Raw genomic sequence first — 17,470 nt, 5'->3', positions numbered from 1 at the left:
GCATTTACCTCCTGAGCTATATGTTTTTCTTGCTGCTTGCATGCGGTGCATCCCACCCGCCTCCCAATGCCCTAAAGGAGGCAATGGCATCCCGTGCGGTTTCGGTTTGTGCCTGCGCCTTCATGTCGCTTATCTGCAGCAAGTTGGCGTCGGCGGTGAGCACTTCGATCAGGCTAACGACACCACTTTCATAGGCGGCAAGTGAGTTTTCGCGGGCACGTGCGAGAGAGGATTCACCTCGCGCCAAAATATCGAGCTGGGCCTCGCGTTTAACTAGCGCGGAAAAGGCGTTTTCCACCTCTTCCGTTGCGCGCAACACGGCTAGACGGTAGGCGGCGAGCGCTTCTGCTTCCTGGCCGCGCGCGGCGGCAATTTGTGCCTCGACGCGGCCAAAGTCGAACAGGCGCCAGCGCAGCCCGAGGACGCCCTGGGCTTGGTTGGCATCGCCAGAGAAGAGGTTGCCGCTTGAGATCGTGGTGGCACTACCCAGCAGTGCGCCGAGCGAGAACTTGGGATAGTACTCTGAAACCGCCATGCCAATGCGCGCATTAGCAGCAATGAGGCGCTGCTCGGCAACGATAAGATCTGGGCGCCGCCGAATCATCTCGGCTGGCGTGCCGGTTTCTGCCAAGCCTGGAGCCACCGGGATCGACGCCACCTGACTCATTTCTCTGCGGTAGGTTCCAGGCGGTACACCGAGCAGCACGTCCAACGCATTCATCGCCGAGTCGAGACCAGCCTCGAGGACCGGAATCTGTGCTTCGACTTGAGCAAGCGCACCCTCGGTCTGGTTCACCTGAAGCTCGGCAGCCACCCCCTTCTCGTACTGGAATCTGATCGTGTCGAGCAGTTCACGACGTGTCTCGGATTGCTGTTCAGCAATCTTGATACGTGCCTGCAAGCCCCGGATCATGACGTATACGTCCGCCGTTTGGGCGGCGACGGCCAGCCGTGTCGCGACGGCTCCAGCTTCAGAGGCCACATACTCGGCGCGTGCCGCTTCCCGTCCTCGCCGCAGGCCTCCAAACATGTCGATCTCCCAGCCCGCCTCGAGGTTGGCCTCGTAGGCACGGCCCCTGCGGTCGAAGCTAGGTGTGGCAGACAGCACCTGCCCCAGCGGGGTCTCGATCGACTGGTATACTTCCGCGCCGTAAGCGCTCACGTTGCCCGATGGCAGCAGTGCAGCATCGGCTTGTCGCAATGAAGCACGCCCTTGGGCGACACGGGCTGCCGCTTGTTCGATATCCAGGTTCTGCTCAAGAGCAAGAGTAACGAAGCGCGCTAACATGGGGTCATCAAAAGCGGCCCACCAGGCCTGAAGGTTTGCCTTGTGCTGAACTCCACGCGCTTCAACGCCCTCCTGCCCAAGGAAACGAGGCGATAAGGCGGGCTCGGGTGAGCTATAGTCAGGGCCGACCGCACATCCCGTTAACAGGCTGGCCGTTAATAGACTGGCACTCATCAGTAAGGCGAGAGAGCGTGGGCGGGTGAGCATGAGAGTCTCCGGAGAGTAAAATTGTTAAAGTGACTACAATCCATTATGGTCACTAACTGTCAAGCTAAAGAATACGAGGTAACACGACCGATGATTGAAACACCACCTTCCACACCACCGTCACGAGGACCTGCCGAACACAGTGTTCGCGAACAGATCGTGGCGGCGGCTGAAGAGCACTTCAGCCACTACGGCTACGAGAAAACCACTGTCTCCGACCTAGCCAAATCGATTGGCTTTTCCAAGGCTTATATCTATAAGTTCTTCGATTCCAAACAGACCATTGGCGAGGCCATCTGCTCTAAAGTCTTGAGCGCCATTGTCGAGGCAATCGAAGAGGCTGTGATGAACGCATCCACGCCAACGGAGAAATTTAGGAGGATGTTCAAAGCATTAGTAGAGACAGGATCAAACCTTTTCTTCAATGATCGCAAGCTCTATGACATCGCCGCACACTCCGCAGGCGAAGGCTGGCCCTCTGCTCGCGGCTATGCGCAGCACATCAAGCAGATGCTGCTGGAGATCATTCGCGAAGGACGCGAGAGCGGCGAGTTCGAGCGAAAAACCCCGCTGGATGAGACAGTGCACTCAATCTTTCTGGTCATGCACCCCTATGTGAACCCTCTTCTCCTCCAACACAATTTAGATCTTGTCGAGGATGCTCCAGCGCAGCTTTCGAACCTGGTATTGCGTAGCTTGGCACCCTAAAGGACGAATTTACGCACAGTGACTATTGACAATATTAGTCACTAGTTAGAACATGAGACCTTCTATCCCTGGAGGTCGCCATGCTTCAGCGCCGTAATATTCATTCCTTAGTTTTCGCCGGTCTGCTGCCCTTCGCTCTGGCGGCTTGCAGTGACAACAGCTCTTTAACCGACCCGCGCACGCAGCCCCCCTATGTACGGGTAGCGGAGGTGGAGGCCGATGGAAAGGCCGAGCGTTCATTTACCGGTATCGTTGCCGCGCGGGTGCAAAGCGATCTCGGCTTTCGCGTACCGGGCAAGATGCAGGAGCGCCTAGTCGATACCGGTCAAGCCGTCGAGCGCGGCCAGCCACTCATGCGCATCGACCCTACGGATTTGGTGCTCGCCGCGCGAGCCCACGAGCAGGCCGTGGCTGCCGCCAGAGCGCGCGCGCGTCAAACCACAGAGGACGAGGCGCGATACCGTGACTTGGTCTCTCGAGGCGCGGTGTCCGCATCAGCCTACGACAGCGCCCGGGCAGCCGCCGAGACGGCTCGGGCAGATCTCACGGCGGCCGAGGCTCGCGCGGATGTTGCTCGCAATGAAACCGACTATGCGGTGCTTCTCGCCGATGCAGACGGGGTGGTCGTGGACACGCTGGCAGAACCCGGCCAAGTCGTTGCTGCCGGCCAAACCGTGGTGCGGGTGGCCCATGCGGGGCCCCGCGAGGCACTCATCGACCTCCCCGAAACGCTGCGCCCAGCGGTCGGCTCCACAGGCCGTGCAGCCCTCTATGACAACGGGCTCACGGGTGCTGCGACGCTTCGCCAGTTGTCGGATGCCGCCAACCCCCTGACACGAACCTTCGAAGCACGCTATGTATTGGAAGGTAATCTTGCCGATGCGCCACTGGGCTCAACCGTCTCCGTCGGTATCCAGATCGACCCTTCTTCTTCGGCATTATTGCAGGTGCCGATAAGCGCCCTCTTCGATCCAGGTAAAGGGCCCGGCGTATGGCTGATCGAAGGGCTGATCGAAGGAGAAACACCCCGGGTCACTTGGCAGGCCGTGCAAGTGGCTGGCCTCAGCGATGAAACGGCGTCGGTCGTTGGCAACCTGGAAGCCGGCGATCGCGTTGTGGCGCTCGGCGTGCACTTACTCCACGAGGGCGAGCAAGTGCAGTTAGATGAGCGTTCAGTTACCACGGGCTTGGCCGCCAATCGTGGAGAGCAGCCATGAGTGCCTTCAACCTCTCAGCCCTCGCCGTGCGCGAGCGCTCGGTCACCCTGTTTCTGATGGTGGTGATCTTCATTGCCGGCATTATGGCCTTCCTGACGCTGGGCCGGGCGGAGGATCCCGCCTTTACCATCAAGCAGATGACCGTGACCACGGCCTGGCCCGGTGCGACGGCCCAGGAAATGGAGGAACTGGTCGCCGAGCCGCTGGAAAAACGCATGCAGGAACTGAGCTGGTATGACCGTACCGAAACCTTTACGCGTCCGGGTCTAGCCTTCACCACGGTGTATCTGCTTGATAGTACGCCGCCAGCCGAAGTCCCGGAGCAGTTCTATCAGGCGCGTAAGAAAATTGGCGACGAGGCCCGTAGTCTGCCCAGTGGCGTCATTGGACCCATGGTGAACGACGAATACGCCGATGTGACCTTTGCACTCTATGCGCTGAAGGCAGAGGGCGAGCCTCACCGGCATCTCATCCGCGAGGCTGAGAGCCTGCGTCAGCGCTTGCTTCACGTGCCGGGCGTCAAGAAGGTGAATATCATCGGCGAACAGTCCGAAAGGATCTTTGTCGAGTTCTCCCATGATCGTCTCGCCACGCTTGGCGTCTCCCCGCAAGCCCTATTCGCGGCACTCAATGCACGTAATGTCATGACGCCCGCCGGCTCGATTGACACCCAGGGCCCCCAGGTCTTCATCCGGCTGGACGGGGCGATCGACGACCTTGAGGCGATTCGCAATACGCCCGTCGTCGCGCAGGGCCATACCCTAAAGCTCGGCGACATCGCCGAGGTGAAGCGGGGCTACGAGGATCCCGCCACCTTCATCATTCGCAACAACGGCGAATCCACCTTGCTGCTCGGTGTAGTCATGCGCGAGGGATGGAATGGCCTCAACCTCGGCGAGGCACTGGAGGAGGAGGCAGAGGCTATCAACGCCGATATGCCACTTGGCATGAGTCTAACCAAGGTCACAGACCAGTCGGTTAATATCAGCTCGGCCGTCGACGAGTTTATGCTCAAGTTCTTCGCCGCCCTCGGCGTGGTGATGTTGGTCGGTTTCATCAGCATGGGATGGCGTGCCGGTATCGTGGTTTCGGCGGCTGTTCCCCTGACCCTGGCCGCCGTCTTTATCGTCATGGCGGCTTCCGGCATGGCCTTCGACCGTATTACTCTCGGCTCGTTGATTCTGGCGCTGGGGCTCCTGGTCGATGATGCGATCATCGCCATTGAGATGATGGTGGTGAAGATGGAGGAAGGCTACGACCGTGTACGTGCCGCGGCTTATGCGTGGAGTCACACTGCCGCACCCATGCTCTCCGGCACCCTGGTGACGGCGATCGGCTTCATGCCGAACGGATTCGCCAAGTCCACCGCCGGCGAATACACCAGCAACATGTTCTGGATCGTCGGCATTGCGTTGATCATGTCGTGGATCGTCGCCGTGGTGTTTACGCCTTACTTGGGGGTGAAGCTGCTACCGGATTTCAAGAAGCGCGAGGGCGGCCACGGGGCTATCTACGCGACGCCGAACTACGAGCGTTTCCGCCGGTTGCTAGGCTCGGTGATACGGCGCAAATGGCTGGTGGCGGCGTTCGTGATCGGAACCTTCATCCTCGCGATCATAGGCATGGGCGTGGTCAACAAGCAGTTCTTTCCGACGTCTGACCGGCCCGAGGTGCTGATCGAAGTACAGATGCCCTATGGCACCTCGATCGAGCAGACGAGTGAGGCGACCGCCAAAGTCGAGGCCTGGCTGGAGGAGCAAGAGGAAGCCAGCATCGTGACGTCCTACATCGGCCAGGGTGCGCCACGCTTCTATCTCGCCATGTCGCCGGAAATGCCCGATCCCTCCTTCGCCAAGATCGTCGTCCTGACGGATGACCAGACGGCGCGTGAGGCGCTCAAGCATAGGCTGCGTCAGGCAGTGGCCGACGGCCTGGCGCCGGAGGCGCGGGTGCGAGTGACCCAGTTGGTGTTCGGCCCACCTTCCCCCTTCCCCGTGGCCTTCCGCGTGATGGGGCCGGAGCCCGATGAACTGCGCGACATCGCGGCCCAGGTGCGTGCCGTCATGCAGGCTTCTTCTAAGATGCGAACGGTCAATACCGATTGGGGCGAGCGCATACCCACGCTGCGATTCTCGCTTGATCAGGATCGCCTGCAAAGCTTCGGCTTGACCTCGAGTGATGCTGCCCAGCAGCTACAGTTCCTGTTGAGTGGTATCCCGATTGCCGAGGTGCGCGAGGATATCCGTTCCGTTCAGGTCGTGGCCCGCTCGGCCGGCATTACAAGACTTGACCCAAGCAAAATTCAAGATTTCACCCTGACAGGCGCATCCGGTCAGCGGATTCCGCTATCGCAGGTCGGCACGGTGGAGGTTCACATGGAAGACCCCATTCTGCGCCGCATAGACCGCACGCCGACGATCACCGTGCGTGGGGATATAGCGGAAGAGTTGCAGCCGCCCGACGTGTCCAGCGCCATCTGGGAAGAACTTCAGCCGATCATCGCCGAACTGCCGGCGGGCTACCGGATCGAGATGGGCGGTTCCATCGAGGAAGCCGGCAAGGCCAATAGCGCCCTGCTACCGGTCTTCCCCATTATGATCGCGCTGACGCTGATCACGATCATCTTTCAGGTTCGCTCGATCTCAGCGATGACGATGGTGTTCGCCACAGCACCGCTGGGCCTCATCGGCGTGGTGCCTACCTTGCTGGTATTCAACCAGCCATTCGGCATCAATGCGCTCGTCGGTTTGATTGCGTTGGCAGGCATCCTGATGCGCAACACTCTTATCCTGATCGGACAGATTCACGACAACGCGAAGGCAGGGCTCGCCCCCTTTGACGCCGTGGTCGAGGCCACCGTGCAGCGTGCTCGCCCGGTCGTCCTGACCGCGCTCGCCGCCATTCTGGCGTTCATACCCCTCACCCAATCGGTGTTTTGGGGAACGCTGGCCTACACCCTGATCGGGGGCACCTTCGCCGGGACAATTCTGACGCTCGTGTTCTTACCGGCGATGTATGCCATCTGGTTCAAGATCAAGCCGACACCTAGGGGCGGGAATACCGCTTCTGAAGGTGGAGTGAACCCTGCTATACAGGGCCAAGCTAATAATTAGCAATTGCTAATAAGGAGCTAAAAATGCGTAGAGTTGTTGTGACTGGATTGGGGCTGGTTTCCCCTTTAGCGGTTGGAGCAGAAGCTAGCTGGACAAGGCTTTTGAATGGCCAGTCAGGTATTAGACGGTTGCCTGACACAATGGCGGATGACCTGGCGGTCAAAATTGCCGGGATTATTCCCGATCACCGGGAAGATCCAGAGGCCGGCTTCAATGCCGATAACGTTGTGCCGGTTAAGGATCAGCGCAAAATGGATCGCTTTATGCTGCTTGCACTAGCAGCGGCGGAGGAAGCCGTTAACCAGGCCGGATGGTATCCCACGCAAGCTTACGAGCAAGAGCGAACCGCAACGGTGATTGCCTCTGGGGTGGGTGGCTTTCCAGCCATTGCAGATGCCGTTCGCACGAGTGACACCCGAGGCGCACGTCGCCTGTCTCCTTTTACCGTGCCTTCGTTCTTGGTCAATCTGGCTGCTGGTCATGTCTCTATTCGCTATGGCTACAAAGGCCCTATCGGGGCGCCGGTAACCGCTTGCGCCGCCAGCGTCCAGGCGATTGGTGATGCGGCAAGGATGATTCGGGCCGATGAGGTGGATGTCGCCATCTGCGGTGGGGCCGAGGCCTGCATCAACGAAGTGAGCCTGGGGGGCTTCTTGGCCGCTCGCGCGCTGTCTACGCATTTCAATGACATGCCAACACAGGCCTCCCGCCCTTTTGATAGCGCCCGGGATGGCTTTGTGATGGGTGAAGGCGCAGGGCTTCTGGTCATAGAGGAGCTTGAACATGCGCTTGCCCGTGGTGCGACTCCCCTCGCTGAAATTGTCGGTTATGGCACAACGGCTGATGCCTACCACATAACGTCAGGCCCCGAGGACGGCAGTGGCGCCCAACGAGCGATGTCAAACGCGCTCGCGCAGGCTAAGCTGCAACCCGTCGATATCCAGCATCTCAACGCCCACGCCACTTCCACTCCATTAGGAGACAAAGGAGAACTCGCGGCCATCAAAAGCACCTTTGGTGACAAAGTGGCCGTCAGCGCGACCAAGTCGGCGACCGGTCATTTGCTAGGAGCGGCCGGGGGCCTGGAGGCGATTCTGACCATTCTGGCGCTACGTGACCAGATTGCGCCGCCCACCCTCAACCTGGAGAATCCCGATCCTGCTAGCGAAGGGCTTGATTTGGTGCGGGGGTCAGCGCGCCAAATGTCGATGGAGCACGCTATATCCAATGGCTTCGGCTTTGGTGGCGTCAACGCCAGCGTCATTTTCCGGGGTTGGAAATGATGCAAGAAGCTGTCTTACATAGCAGCAAATGTGAACTGTAAATCGATAAAATCATTACAAAAGCGTTGCCACAAAGAGCAACGCTTTCTCTTTATTAATCGTACCTGCTAGCCGACAAGGTTAAAAAACAAAAACACGGCTTTGTCTAACCTTTATAGGTAGATTTCCTATTATGAGGGGCTCTTATCATGCATTTTCAGCCTGATCGCCAAGGGATTCGCGACGCATAAAGGCCCAGTCAATCAGTGCCTCTAGAGAGGGTCCGAGCGCGATGCCCATCTCGGTTAACGTATATTCCACCTTTGGCGGCACTTGCGGATAAATCGTCCTTGTCACAATGCCGTCTTTCTCCAGCTGTCGAAGCTGTTGGATGAGCATCTTCTGGTTGACACCGTCGACGCGACGTTCCAGCTCGGAAAAACGTAACGGTTTTTTTGCCGCAAACAGCTGAATGATAATGACAATTTTCCATTTTCCTTCAAGCACTCGTAAGGCTTCGCTGGTTGCGGAAGCCCAAACGAGCTGCTGCTCAGGGTCTTCGCAACGCCAATCTCGATCAGTCATACTTACCTTTTGGTGGGTATTGCACTTTTTAGTAGGTTCTTGCGCTTATGTTCGCTTGTCTCTATTTTGCTGTAAAGCAACTTAGAAGGCTAGGTATAGCAATGAAAATCGGTGTAATCGGTACTGGTAACATCGGCGGCTCACTTGCCCGCAAGTTAGCCACTGCGGGACATCAGGTTCGAGTCGCAAACTCCAAGGGGCCGGACGACGTTCGGCCGTTCGCGGACGAAATCGGCGCTGAGGCGGCCGACACTCACGGCGCGGTCGACAGAGTGGAACTGGTTATCCTGGCGATCCCGCTGTCAGCCATTGCAACGTTGCCTAAAATGCTCTTTGAAAACACGCCTCAAGCGACGCCTATCGTTAGTACAAGCAACTACTACCCAGAGCTAGGCGATCCGTGTATTCCCGATATTGATTCGGGACAGGTGGAGAGCGTATGGGTTGCGGAGCAGCTTGGCCGCCCTGTGATCAAGGCTTTCAATAACATTCTGGCTTACTCCTTGGTCGAGCTGGGCCGCCCCCGAGGAGCAGAAGACCGGCTTGCGGTGGCAGTAGCCGGTGATGACGTTAACCAGAAACAAAAGGTCATGGGGCTCGTCGATGAGGTCGGCTTTGACCCGGTCGATGGCGGAACCCTGGATGAATCATGGCGGCAGCAGCCATCAACACCCTCCTACTGCTGCGATTGGGACGCCGAGACAATGCGCAAAGCGCTGGCTGCCGCAGTAGAAGGCGAAGCACCTCGCAAGCGCGCTCAGTTGCCTGAGCAATTTACTGTACTCGGGTCGAACCCGACCCATGCCGATGTGGTCGCTCTTAACCGGTCTTTGAATTGGCCTGCCTAAGTGGGCAGACCGGTAGTGATATATCCCATTATTCCACGCAAGGAGAAGAGAGATGAAAGCTGTCAGATGGACGTCTGCAGAAAAGCCAGACCTGGAACTGCATGACGAACCAACGCCGACCCCAACAGACCATGAGGTACTTGTTCGCGTTCATGCTGCCTCGCTGAACTTTCGTGATCAGGTTATATTGAATGGTCAATATGGCGGGCCAACCAAGAAAAACGGTATCCCTCTATCAGATGGAGCGGGTGAAGTCGTCGCGGTTGGCGATGGTGTCACCAGAGCGAACGTCGGTGATCGGGTATCCGCAAGCTGCAACCCACACTGGGTCGGTGGCCCCATGCAGGCGGAGTATCATTTGAACAGCTTGGGAATATCGGCAGATGGGTGGTTGTCCGAATATATTCTCATGCATGAAAACGCCGTTGTGCATTTGCCTGAATACCTGTCGTACATTGAGGCGGCATCGTTGCCATGCGCAGCCGTTACGGCTTGGACAGGCCTCAATCTGTCATCCCCTCTTCAGCCAGGTCAAACCGTTCTGGTACAAGGTACTGGCGGTGTCGCGCTTTTCTCGCTCCAGGTGGCACGGATGTTTGGTGCGCGCGTCCTGGCAATTACGTCTAGCGATGAGAAGGCCGAGATGCTGAAGTCATTGGGTGCCGAGTCGGTTGTCAACTACAGCACCTTCCCGGATTGGGATCGCGAGATTCTCGAACTGACCGATGGTAAGGGTGTCGACAAAGTCGTCGATATCGCGGGTGAGAAAACCATCGTCAAGTCTGCGGCATCGTGTCGAATTGGTGGGGAAATCGCGATAGTCGGATTCACAAGCGGGATCGGTGGTGGCCTGCCACCTATCGACATACTGTCACGCTCTCTTCGAGTTGCCGGTACGGCCATTGGCCCTCGGCTTAATTTTGAAGCGCTGCTCGCAGCAATGGCCCAGCACGAAGTGAAGCCGGTCATTGATCAGGTTTACCCGTTCGCAGAATACCGTGAAGCCTACCAGCGCCTTGCCAGCGGGAATCATGTCGGCAAGGTTGTGATTGACGTGGCCCACTAACCCATCACTGATTAGCCCTACAAAGAGTTTACATAGTGGACAGTCGACAGATTGATGAGCTTACCGCCCTGCTTGCCGTCGCTCACGAGGGGTCGTTCGTTCAAGCGGGGCGTCGTTTACATCGTCATCCCACTATCATCTCCAAACGTATTGCTTCACTTGAAGCTCGTCTTGGGGTGCGGCTGGTCGAAAGAACAACGCGCCAAATCCGGCTGACCGATGCAGGGCGACGGCTGGCAGACAAAACGGAATCAGCCCTCGACTCGCTTCATAATGCAGAATTAGAGGCGAGCGACGGCGCAGAACATCTTAGGGGCAAGTTGCGATTGGCCTTTCCAGCCACGATGGGGCGCTTATGGCTTGCACCAATGCTGCCCGAATTTCTGAAGATGTACCCTGCACTGAACGTTGACGTCTTTTACAACGAGCAGTACGTGGATCTGGTCGGAGAAGGGTTCGACGCGGCCATTAGAATTGGTGTACTTCAGGATAGTCGATTGAAGGCCCGCAAGCTTTGGCATCAAAGACGGGTGCTTGGCGCGTCGCCGGAGTATGTGGCTAAACATGGGTTGCCAAGCGAACCCGAAGACCTCATCCATCACAACTGTTTGGCGTTTCCCGCTTTGGCAACGTTTCCAGAATGGCAGCTCTCAAATGGAGATCGTGTAGAGTCAGTGATAACGAAGAGTTCTCTCCTTTCTAACGACAGTCTCGCGCTACTGGAGGCCGCACGCCAGGGCATTGGCATTTTAGGCGCAGGCGATTGGCTAATGGCAAAGGACTTTGCCCAAGGTACTCTGGTGCCGGTGTTGCCCAACTGGTCTTTTGACGCCAGCGGAGGAATATACTTGGTACGCCCCTCGGCCGATTTCGCGCCCGCTCGAACAGAAGCATTTATTGAATGGATCGTCGGTTGCTTCGAAAACGGGCCGCCTTGGCTCTCCCGGTAACGTCAACAGGTGAGGCTGTCATTCTAACTCATCATGGTGCCAAGAAAGGTGCGCAGCGTAATACCGATAACGCCTCCTAAAATGGCAGGGAGAGCAGTTTTGCCTAAACGCGCACCAGCGGATAGCAGGATGGCGACTCCCGGTAAATCTAGTGGGTGCAGCAAAAACCCCGCACTGGTCAAGCTCACCAAGGATAAATTGAGCTGACCCTGAGCGTTTAGATCATGCATGACACCCACTAACGCGGTACTGCCCGCCAAATATTTAGTTAAGAACGGTAATAGGAGTTCAGGCTCCGCACCTATTATGTTCATAACGGGGGCCATTAATGCCTGTAGGCTACCGATGGCTCCCGTATGTCTCAACGCTGTCACTACAACGAGAGACAGTAACAGCATGGGGATGATATTAATGACAATCTGAATGGCCTCAGCGCCACTGGTGTTAATTATTTTGAGGACTGAAAATTTTTCTGCAACTTTCTGTTCCAAATGCTCAGCATTATGGGGTTCCCTGGATAGCTTTCTTCCCCAGAGCCAGTAAGTCGTGGCTGCTGCCGTCAATCCGCCGAGTAGGGAAATCAATAGCGCTTCACCGGCATTCAGCCCCATCACGGCGAGTGGAAAAACGGCATTGGCCGGTGCCATGGCAAGTATGGCGGCAAGTGCCGCCGCAAGGTGCCTGTTGGAAGCGCCTCTTTTTTCCATCAGTACCAGCGTTGGGAGCGGCGCGACGAAGCTTACGAAACTTATCTGCAGCATCGCCAACACCCCTAATCCGTTCAGGCCAAAGGGACGGGCAATGGGCGCCACCGCGGTCATAAACTTCTCTAGCCCACCGCTGGCTTCAAAAAAACGAAGCAGAACCATCGTTACTACCATGATAGGCAGCAGTGTATAGAGGGCAACATCGACAGCGCTCCGCCCTGCTTCGAGCACTATAACGATAATGGCTTCCATTATTCAGGCCTTAGCACGTTCGGCCCCATGGCTGTTCGGCTCTCTAACGTCTGGTGCGCGTCAGCCACCTGCGTCAGCGGATACGTTTTCCAAATATCAGCAGCGAGGATCCCGGCCTCGGCAGCGGCATAGACCTCACGAAGCGACAGGACATCCGGGCTTCCTGTTTTGGTGATATGGATTTCGTGTGTCATACCTTCCTCCGTACCCAAATAAATTCTTACGAAGATATTCGATAAATCGAAGACGAAGGACAACACTATAATTTGCACTTAATACCTGCACAGGACACAGGAATGTTTCAGGGCTTTTTCATCCCTTCGGTCAGAGGGATTACTTTGGCTGGGAAAAGAGATAGCCTCGCTATTTCATCAGGTATGTGAATGGGGCGTCTATGCTTTACAGAAAACACTTTGGGATAGGAATCACTGAGTGGCGTATTATTGCTATGCTGGCCATAGAACCTAATATTACGGCAACTCGTATTGGGGATGTAATAGGCTTTGACAAGGCGGCAATAAGCCGTGCCATTAAATCACTTCGATCTCAAGGTATTGTTAATTGTCAGTTCAAGAGGAACAGTAAACAACAACAGATTATTTCCTTGACAGAATTGGGTGAGTCAGTTCATGAAGAGATCATTCACGTTGCTTTGGCGAGAGAAGAAGCTCTACTTAATGGTTTTTCAGAAAACGAAGTCAAAACTTTTATTAAACTATTACATAAGTTACATAAAAATATAGAAGTTGCCAACTCTATTGATGTTTCTGATAAGGAGTCGTTGATAGAAGAGGGCTTAAGCTGCAACAATAGTATTACTCCATTAGACTGATTAGCCAAATAATATATGTACGAAGTACGAAAATAGATATCAGTCCACAATGCTCAGTTTAAAAAATCTGTCGCGCCAATGTTCATGACCTTTCCCCTAGATCGGCACCACTGACCCAATGAGGTTCTTCACATGCCGTATTGGGTACCCTGGCTTGCCGTTCGGGAAATGCCTACAAGCTGGTAGGCGGAACACTCACTAATCTGGTGACCATCAATCAGATGCCGAGCAGCCGCTACCACCTAACCCTCCAGCAAAAAGCAGCCCTGCTGATCAGCAAGGCTGCTTTTTTATTCAGTTACTCTACATCAGCGTTTTACAACGCCACAACAACGTCGACTACTCGGCTGGTGCGTAAGAACCGTCCTCTTGATGCACTTCGTTACCAGTAATGGGAGGAGTGAACACACACGCCAAATGCATGGTCTTATGAGCACGCAGTAGATGCTCATCATGCTGGTCAAGGATGTAAATATCGCCTGGCTTAATTGGCCAAATTTTACCATCGGCTAACGTTTCAACCTCACCCTCACCTTCAATGCAGTACACAGACTCATAGTGATGTTTATAGTGAATATGTGTCTCAGTACCCTCAAAAATGCGGGTAATGTGAAAAGAAAAGTTACCGCCATCGTTGGCCAACACAAGGCGTGTACTATCCCAGTTTCCGTTTTCTGCGGTTACCAGGCGGTCTGTTTTGCGTGCTTCTTCAATATTGCGAACAATCATGTGAGTGCTCCTTAAAATTACTCGCTGATCACAGCTTTGACAGATGCTTCTAAAATATCCAGCGCTTCCAACAAGTCTTGATCCGTAATTGTCAACGGGCAGAGGCACTTAACGACTTCGCCATCCTGGCCACTGGTTTCGATAATCAAGCCATGCTCAAACGCTTTACTGGTGATTTTGTCAGCGATTTCACCTGAAACAACGTCAATACCGCGCATTAGTCCGCGACCTCGTTCACTTGCAGGTATGCCATTTTCACTCAGCAATGCTGCCAGCTTTTGAAAGCGCTCTTCAACAATACGCGCTTTGCGTTGCACGTCACGCTCAAAGGTACTATCAGACCAATATTTTTTCAGTGCTGCTGTTGCTGTAACCATGGCCAAATTGAAGCCGCGGAAAGTACCGTTATATTGGCCTGGCTTCCATTTATCGAGCTCAGGGCGCATTAACACATGAGCAAAAGGCAAACCAAACCCAGATAGCGATTTTGAGTTGGTAATGATATCAGGGGTAATACCCGCATGCTCGAAGCTAAAGAACTTTCCAGTGCGGCCACAGCCCGCCTGAATATCATCAACAATCAGCAGTATGTCATGGGCATGGCAAATACTTTCCAAACGCTTCAACCAGTCTAGGCCCGCAACGTTAATACCGCCCTCTCCTTGCACGGTCTCAATGATTACGCCTGCCGGAATATCTAGCCCGCCTGACTTATCATTAAGTAGCTTCTCAAAGTAATTCAGAGTGTCCGTGTGCTCACCCATGTAGCCATCGAATGGCAAGAAGCTGGCGCCCTGTGTGGGTATACCGCCTGTAGCTTCACGGAATTTACGATTACCTGTTGTGGCCAATGCGCCCATTGTTACGCCGTGGAAGCCGTTGGTGAAGGTCACAATATTATGGCGACCTTTAGCAACACGGGCCAAGCGTATGGCCGCTTCTACGGCATTGGTGCCTGTTGGTCCCGGCAAATGAACTTTGTATTCAAGGCCGCGAGGTTTAAGAATCACTTCCTCAAGGGTTTCTAGATAGTCACGCTTGGCGGCCGTCCACATATCAAGGCCATGTACGATCCCATCTGTAGCCAGGTAGTCAATCATTGCCTGCTTCAAGTGGGGGTTATTATGACCATAATTCAGAGTGCCAGCGCCGGCTAGAAAATCAATGTATTCGCGACCATTTTCGTCAGTTAAACGCGCATTTTGCGCTTTAGTAAACACGACTGGAAAGGAGCGAGAGTAAGTACGTACATTAGATTCTAAGCGTTCAAGCGTTTGGGTCTGCATTAAGCGACCTCCTTGTATTGATAGATGAGCCTAGCAGGCATAGAGCAAGCTGGGTCAACGAGAACGGAAAACGAAACTTAAATAGTATTGGTGTGAAACGGGCCAATACGGACTAAGTTTTCCGGGTCGTGCTCTCCACCCAGCTGTTCAGTAGAGAAATATTCGCGGCTATTAAGAGGGGCTTGCCAACGAGCCGCGAGACGACGAAACAACCCCCATGAGGCTTGATTATCGGGAGTAATAGTAGTTTCTAAATGGTGTACATTCATAAGCTCAGGTCGAGACATGATTGCTTCGACTAAGCGCCGCGCCAACCCTGTCCCACGCGCCTTTTCACCGACCGCAACCTGCCATAAAAAATAGGTATCGGGCGCATTGTCTTTTACATAGCCTGAGACGAAGCCAACAATTTCGCCCTCTTCATTAGTTGCTACAGCACAGGTGTCGCGAAACTGTGTCGCTAATAGCAAGTAGGCATAGGCAGAGTTCACATCAAGTGGTGGGCAAGCTTTTATCAGCTCGAAAATTCCCCAGCCATCATCTGCATTAGGCTTACGGATAAACAGTGGCGTTTCCGAGTGACCAACAACAGCGTCAGCGACGGTAGGTCGCGCAAGGTCAGCAGAGGGTGTAAAAGGTTTGGTTGGCGTACTCATGGTTATGCTTCGCTGTAGCGAATTTGACGCTCATTATAACAGCTGATTATGAGCAATTCAAAATCCACATTATCCTTACCCATGTTTTCCATAATTTAATATTATAATACCTGTAAAAACCCGCTAGCCAAGGGCTTTCCCGCTAGGGACATGAGTAAAGGCCTAGATCAATTACTGCCAAGTGCACGACATAAAAAGGCGGGCCTAAGCCCACCCAATATGACAACAACCAGCTTGTAGTTAACCAACTTATGTCATTAACCTACTTAGTAGCGGGAAGGCGTGCGCATTGTGACAAACTCTTCAGCACCCGTTGGATGAATACCTACTGTGCGATCGAAATCGCTCTTGGTAAGGCCAGCCTTTACAGCTATCGCAAGCCCCTGAATTAGTTCGCCCGCCTCGTCACCCACCATATGAGCGCCTAGGACGACATCATTCTCATCATTCACGATCAACTTCATTAGTACACGTTCAGAGCTTCCCGAAAGCGTATGCTTCATAGGTTTGAAGTCGGTACGGTACACACGGATTTTAGAGTATGTCTTTCGAGCGGCTTCCTCGGTAAGCCCAACCATACCGATATTAGGGTGGCAAAACACAGCCGTAGGCACGGTGGAATAATCTAATGGCTGAAGCTCCATTTTATTGAAGTGGATGTCCACCAACTGCATTGCCTCAGCCAAGGCGATAGGGGTAAGTTCAGGGCCCGCGGTTAAATCCCCCAAGGCTAATATCGAAGGAACTGTCGTTTCATAGCGATTATTCACAGGAACTTTCCCGTTCTCATCTAATGCTACTCCCAATGCGTCTAATCCTAAGCCCTCAACATTTACCCGGCGCCCAGTCGCAGCGAGAACGACATCAACTTCTAGCACCTCTCCAGTGGTGAGGTATACATTAAGCGCACTACCGCTAGGCTCAATTCGCTGAATATTAGCTTCAAAGTGGAGGTTAACGCCTTTTTTGACCATCTCGTCGCGGGTAAACTCACGAACCTCTTGATCGAAGCCTTTTAAAAATAGCTCACCGCGGTAAATTAGGTGTGTATTACTACCTAATCCGTTAAAAATACTGGCAAATTCAACCGCAATATAGCCACCACCTAATACTAGAAAGCGCTTTGGAAAGGCTTCTAAATCGAATATCTGGTTGGAGTTAAGCGCGTATTCACTGCCTGGAAAGCTAGGCACCCAAGGCCATCCTCCTGTCGCCAACAGTACCTGTTTCGCGGTGACCTGGACCTCTCTCCCCTCTAGCGTTAATGAAATAGTATGCGCGTCAATCAGCTGGGCTCGGGAACTGAATAAAGTAACACCAGCACCTTCCAGCATCTTCTGGTAGATACCGTTCAGTCGTTTGATTTCGAGGGTTTTATTATCCCGCAGCGTTGGCCAGTCAAATACAGCGGCTTCAGGGAGCTGCCAGCCAAAGCCTGCAGCGTCAGTAAAACTATCGTGAAAGTGGGCAGCGTATGAGTAGAGCTTTTTGGGAACACATCCGACATTGACGCAAGTCCCACCTAAGTAGCGTTCTTCTGCAACTGCTACCCGGGCCCCTGTAGCAGCAGCCATACGGGCAGCACGAACTCCGCCTGATCCGGCGCCAATGATAAATAAATCATACTCGTAATCAGCATTTGCTGGCATGGTTGACTCCTATCTACAGCACCAAATTATTGGCACTGGCGGTAAACTGAAGATTGACCTTACATACAGGGAAGGTTAAAACCCCTACTCAGAATTAACGCAGCGCTACTATTGC

General features: G+C 54.3%; 16 protein-coding genes. 8 read left to right on the top strand and 8 right to left on the bottom strand.

Going from position 1 to position 17,470, the window contains the following annotated elements; all coding sequences use genetic code 11:
• Positions 1 to 16: 16 nt before the first annotated feature.
• Positions 17 to 1,495, bottom strand: a complete 1,479-nt coding sequence (locus CPA45_RS02305) for an efflux transporter outer membrane subunit (protein WP_096649935.1) — start codon at positions 1,493 to 1,495, stop codon at positions 17 to 19.
• A gap of 90 nt (positions 1,496 to 1,585) precedes the next feature.
• Between CPA45_RS02305 and CPA45_RS02300 the strand changes: the two genes are divergently transcribed.
• The 4 genes from CPA45_RS02300 (at position 1,586) to fabF (ending at position 7,816) form a co-directional block, all read left to right on the top strand.
• The gene (locus CPA45_RS02300; protein ID WP_096649933.1) at positions 1,586 to 2,203 is read left to right on the top strand and encodes a TetR/AcrR family transcriptional regulator; all 618 of its coding nucleotides are present in this window, start codon (positions 1,586 to 1,588) and stop codon (positions 2,201 to 2,203) included.
• An 80-nt stretch (positions 2,204 to 2,283) separates the two neighbouring features.
• Complete coding sequence (locus CPA45_RS02295; RefSeq protein WP_096649931.1) at positions 2,284 to 3,420, top strand: efflux RND transporter periplasmic adaptor subunit; 1,137 nt, start codon at positions 2,284 to 2,286, stop codon at positions 3,418 to 3,420.
• A complete protein-coding gene (locus tag CPA45_RS02290) occupies positions 3,417 to 6,533 on the top strand; it encodes an efflux RND transporter permease subunit (protein WP_096649929.1) in 3,117 nt (1,038 codons plus the stop codon). The genes CPA45_RS02295 and CPA45_RS02290 overlap by 4 nt, the downstream gene beginning before the upstream one ends.
• 23 nt (positions 6,534 to 6,556) lie before the next feature.
• A complete protein-coding gene (gene fabF / locus CPA45_RS02285; RefSeq protein WP_096649927.1) occupies positions 6,557 to 7,816 on the top strand; it encodes a beta-ketoacyl-ACP synthase II in 1,260 nt (419 codons plus the stop codon).
• A gap of 186 nt (positions 7,817 to 8,002) precedes the next feature.
• Here the strand turns inward: fabF and CPA45_RS02280 are convergent, their stop codons facing one another.
• Entirely contained in the window at positions 8,003 to 8,380 is a 378-nt protein-coding gene (locus tag CPA45_RS02280; RefSeq protein ID WP_096649925.1) for a winged helix-turn-helix transcriptional regulator, read from the bottom strand.
• Positions 8,381 to 8,481: 101 nt separating this feature from the next.
• Between CPA45_RS02280 and CPA45_RS02275 the strand changes: the two genes are divergently transcribed.
• The 3 genes from CPA45_RS02275 to CPA45_RS02265 are packed head-to-tail and all read left to right on the top strand — an operon-like array spanning position 8,482 to position 11,244.
• Positions 8,482 to 9,228, top strand: a complete 747-nt coding sequence (locus CPA45_RS02275; protein WP_096649923.1) for an NADPH-dependent F420 reductase — start codon at positions 8,482 to 8,484, stop codon at positions 9,226 to 9,228.
• Positions 9,229 to 9,280: 52 nt separating this feature from the next.
• Positions 9,281 to 10,294 (top strand): zinc-dependent alcohol dehydrogenase family protein, encoded by a 1,014-nt coding sequence (locus CPA45_RS02270; RefSeq protein WP_096649921.1) that lies wholly within the window; start codon positions 9,281 to 9,283, stop codon positions 10,292 to 10,294.
• A gap of 35 nt (positions 10,295 to 10,329) precedes the next feature.
• Complete coding sequence (locus CPA45_RS02265; protein ID WP_208858446.1) at positions 10,330 to 11,244, top strand: LysR family transcriptional regulator; 915 nt, start codon at positions 10,330 to 10,332, stop codon at positions 11,242 to 11,244.
• 23 nt (positions 11,245 to 11,267) lie between these two features.
• On the opposite strand, the gene CPA45_RS02260 is transcribed toward CPA45_RS02265, so the two are convergent.
• Both CPA45_RS02260 and CPA45_RS02255 read right to left on the bottom strand, forming a co-directional pair.
• Positions 11,268 to 12,203, bottom strand: coding sequence for a hypothetical protein (locus CPA45_RS02260; protein ID WP_096649917.1), 936 nt, complete (start codon positions 12,201 to 12,203; stop codon positions 11,268 to 11,270).
• Entirely contained in the window at positions 12,203 to 12,397 is a 195-nt protein-coding gene (locus tag CPA45_RS02255; RefSeq protein WP_096649915.1) for a zinc-binding dehydrogenase, read from the bottom strand. Before CPA45_RS02255 ends, CPA45_RS02260 begins: the two co-directional genes overlap by 1 nt.
• A gap of 200 nt (positions 12,398 to 12,597) precedes the next feature.
• Here CPA45_RS02255 and CPA45_RS02250 point away from each other — a divergent pair, with 200 nt between their 5' ends.
• Positions 12,598 to 13,035 (top strand): MarR family winged helix-turn-helix transcriptional regulator, encoded by a 438-nt coding sequence (locus CPA45_RS02250; RefSeq protein WP_096649913.1) that lies wholly within the window; start codon positions 12,598 to 12,600, stop codon positions 13,033 to 13,035.
• A gap of 339 nt (positions 13,036 to 13,374) precedes the next feature.
• Here the strand turns inward: CPA45_RS02250 and CPA45_RS02245 are convergent, their stop codons facing one another.
• The 4 genes from CPA45_RS02245 to gorA all read right to left on the bottom strand — a co-directional run bounded on the left by CPA45_RS02245 (position 13,375) and on the right by gorA (position 17,355).
• Positions 13,375 to 13,764 carry an ectoine synthase gene (locus CPA45_RS02245; protein WP_078087569.1) on the bottom strand — a complete coding sequence of 130 codons (390 nt, stop codon included), beginning with the start codon at positions 13,762 to 13,764 and terminating at the stop codon, positions 13,375 to 13,377.
• 17 nt (positions 13,765 to 13,781) lie between these two features.
• Positions 13,782 to 15,050 carry a diaminobutyrate--2-oxoglutarate transaminase gene (gene ectB / locus CPA45_RS02240; protein ID WP_096649911.1) on the bottom strand — a complete coding sequence of 423 codons (1,269 nt, stop codon included), beginning with the start codon at positions 15,048 to 15,050 and terminating at the stop codon, positions 13,782 to 13,784.
• A 77-nt stretch (positions 15,051 to 15,127) separates the two neighbouring features.
• On the bottom strand, positions 15,128 to 15,706 hold the full coding sequence (gene ectA / locus CPA45_RS02235) for a diaminobutyrate acetyltransferase (protein ID WP_096649909.1): 579 nt from the start codon (positions 15,704 to 15,706) through the stop codon (positions 15,128 to 15,130).
• A 266-nt stretch (positions 15,707 to 15,972) separates the two neighbouring features.
• Positions 15,973 to 17,355 carry a glutathione-disulfide reductase gene (gene gorA / locus CPA45_RS02230; RefSeq protein WP_096649907.1) on the bottom strand — a complete coding sequence of 461 codons (1,383 nt, stop codon included), beginning with the start codon at positions 17,353 to 17,355 and terminating at the stop codon, positions 15,973 to 15,975.
• Between the last annotated feature and the right edge of the window lie 115 nt (positions 17,356 to 17,470).

The organism is Vreelandella nigrificans, assembly GCF_002374315.1.
Lineage (GTDB): Bacteria > Pseudomonadota > Gammaproteobacteria > Pseudomonadales > Halomonadaceae > Vreelandella > Vreelandella nigrificans.
Note: the sequence above shows the minus strand (reverse complement) of the source record. Positions and strands in the feature narration are given on the sequence as shown.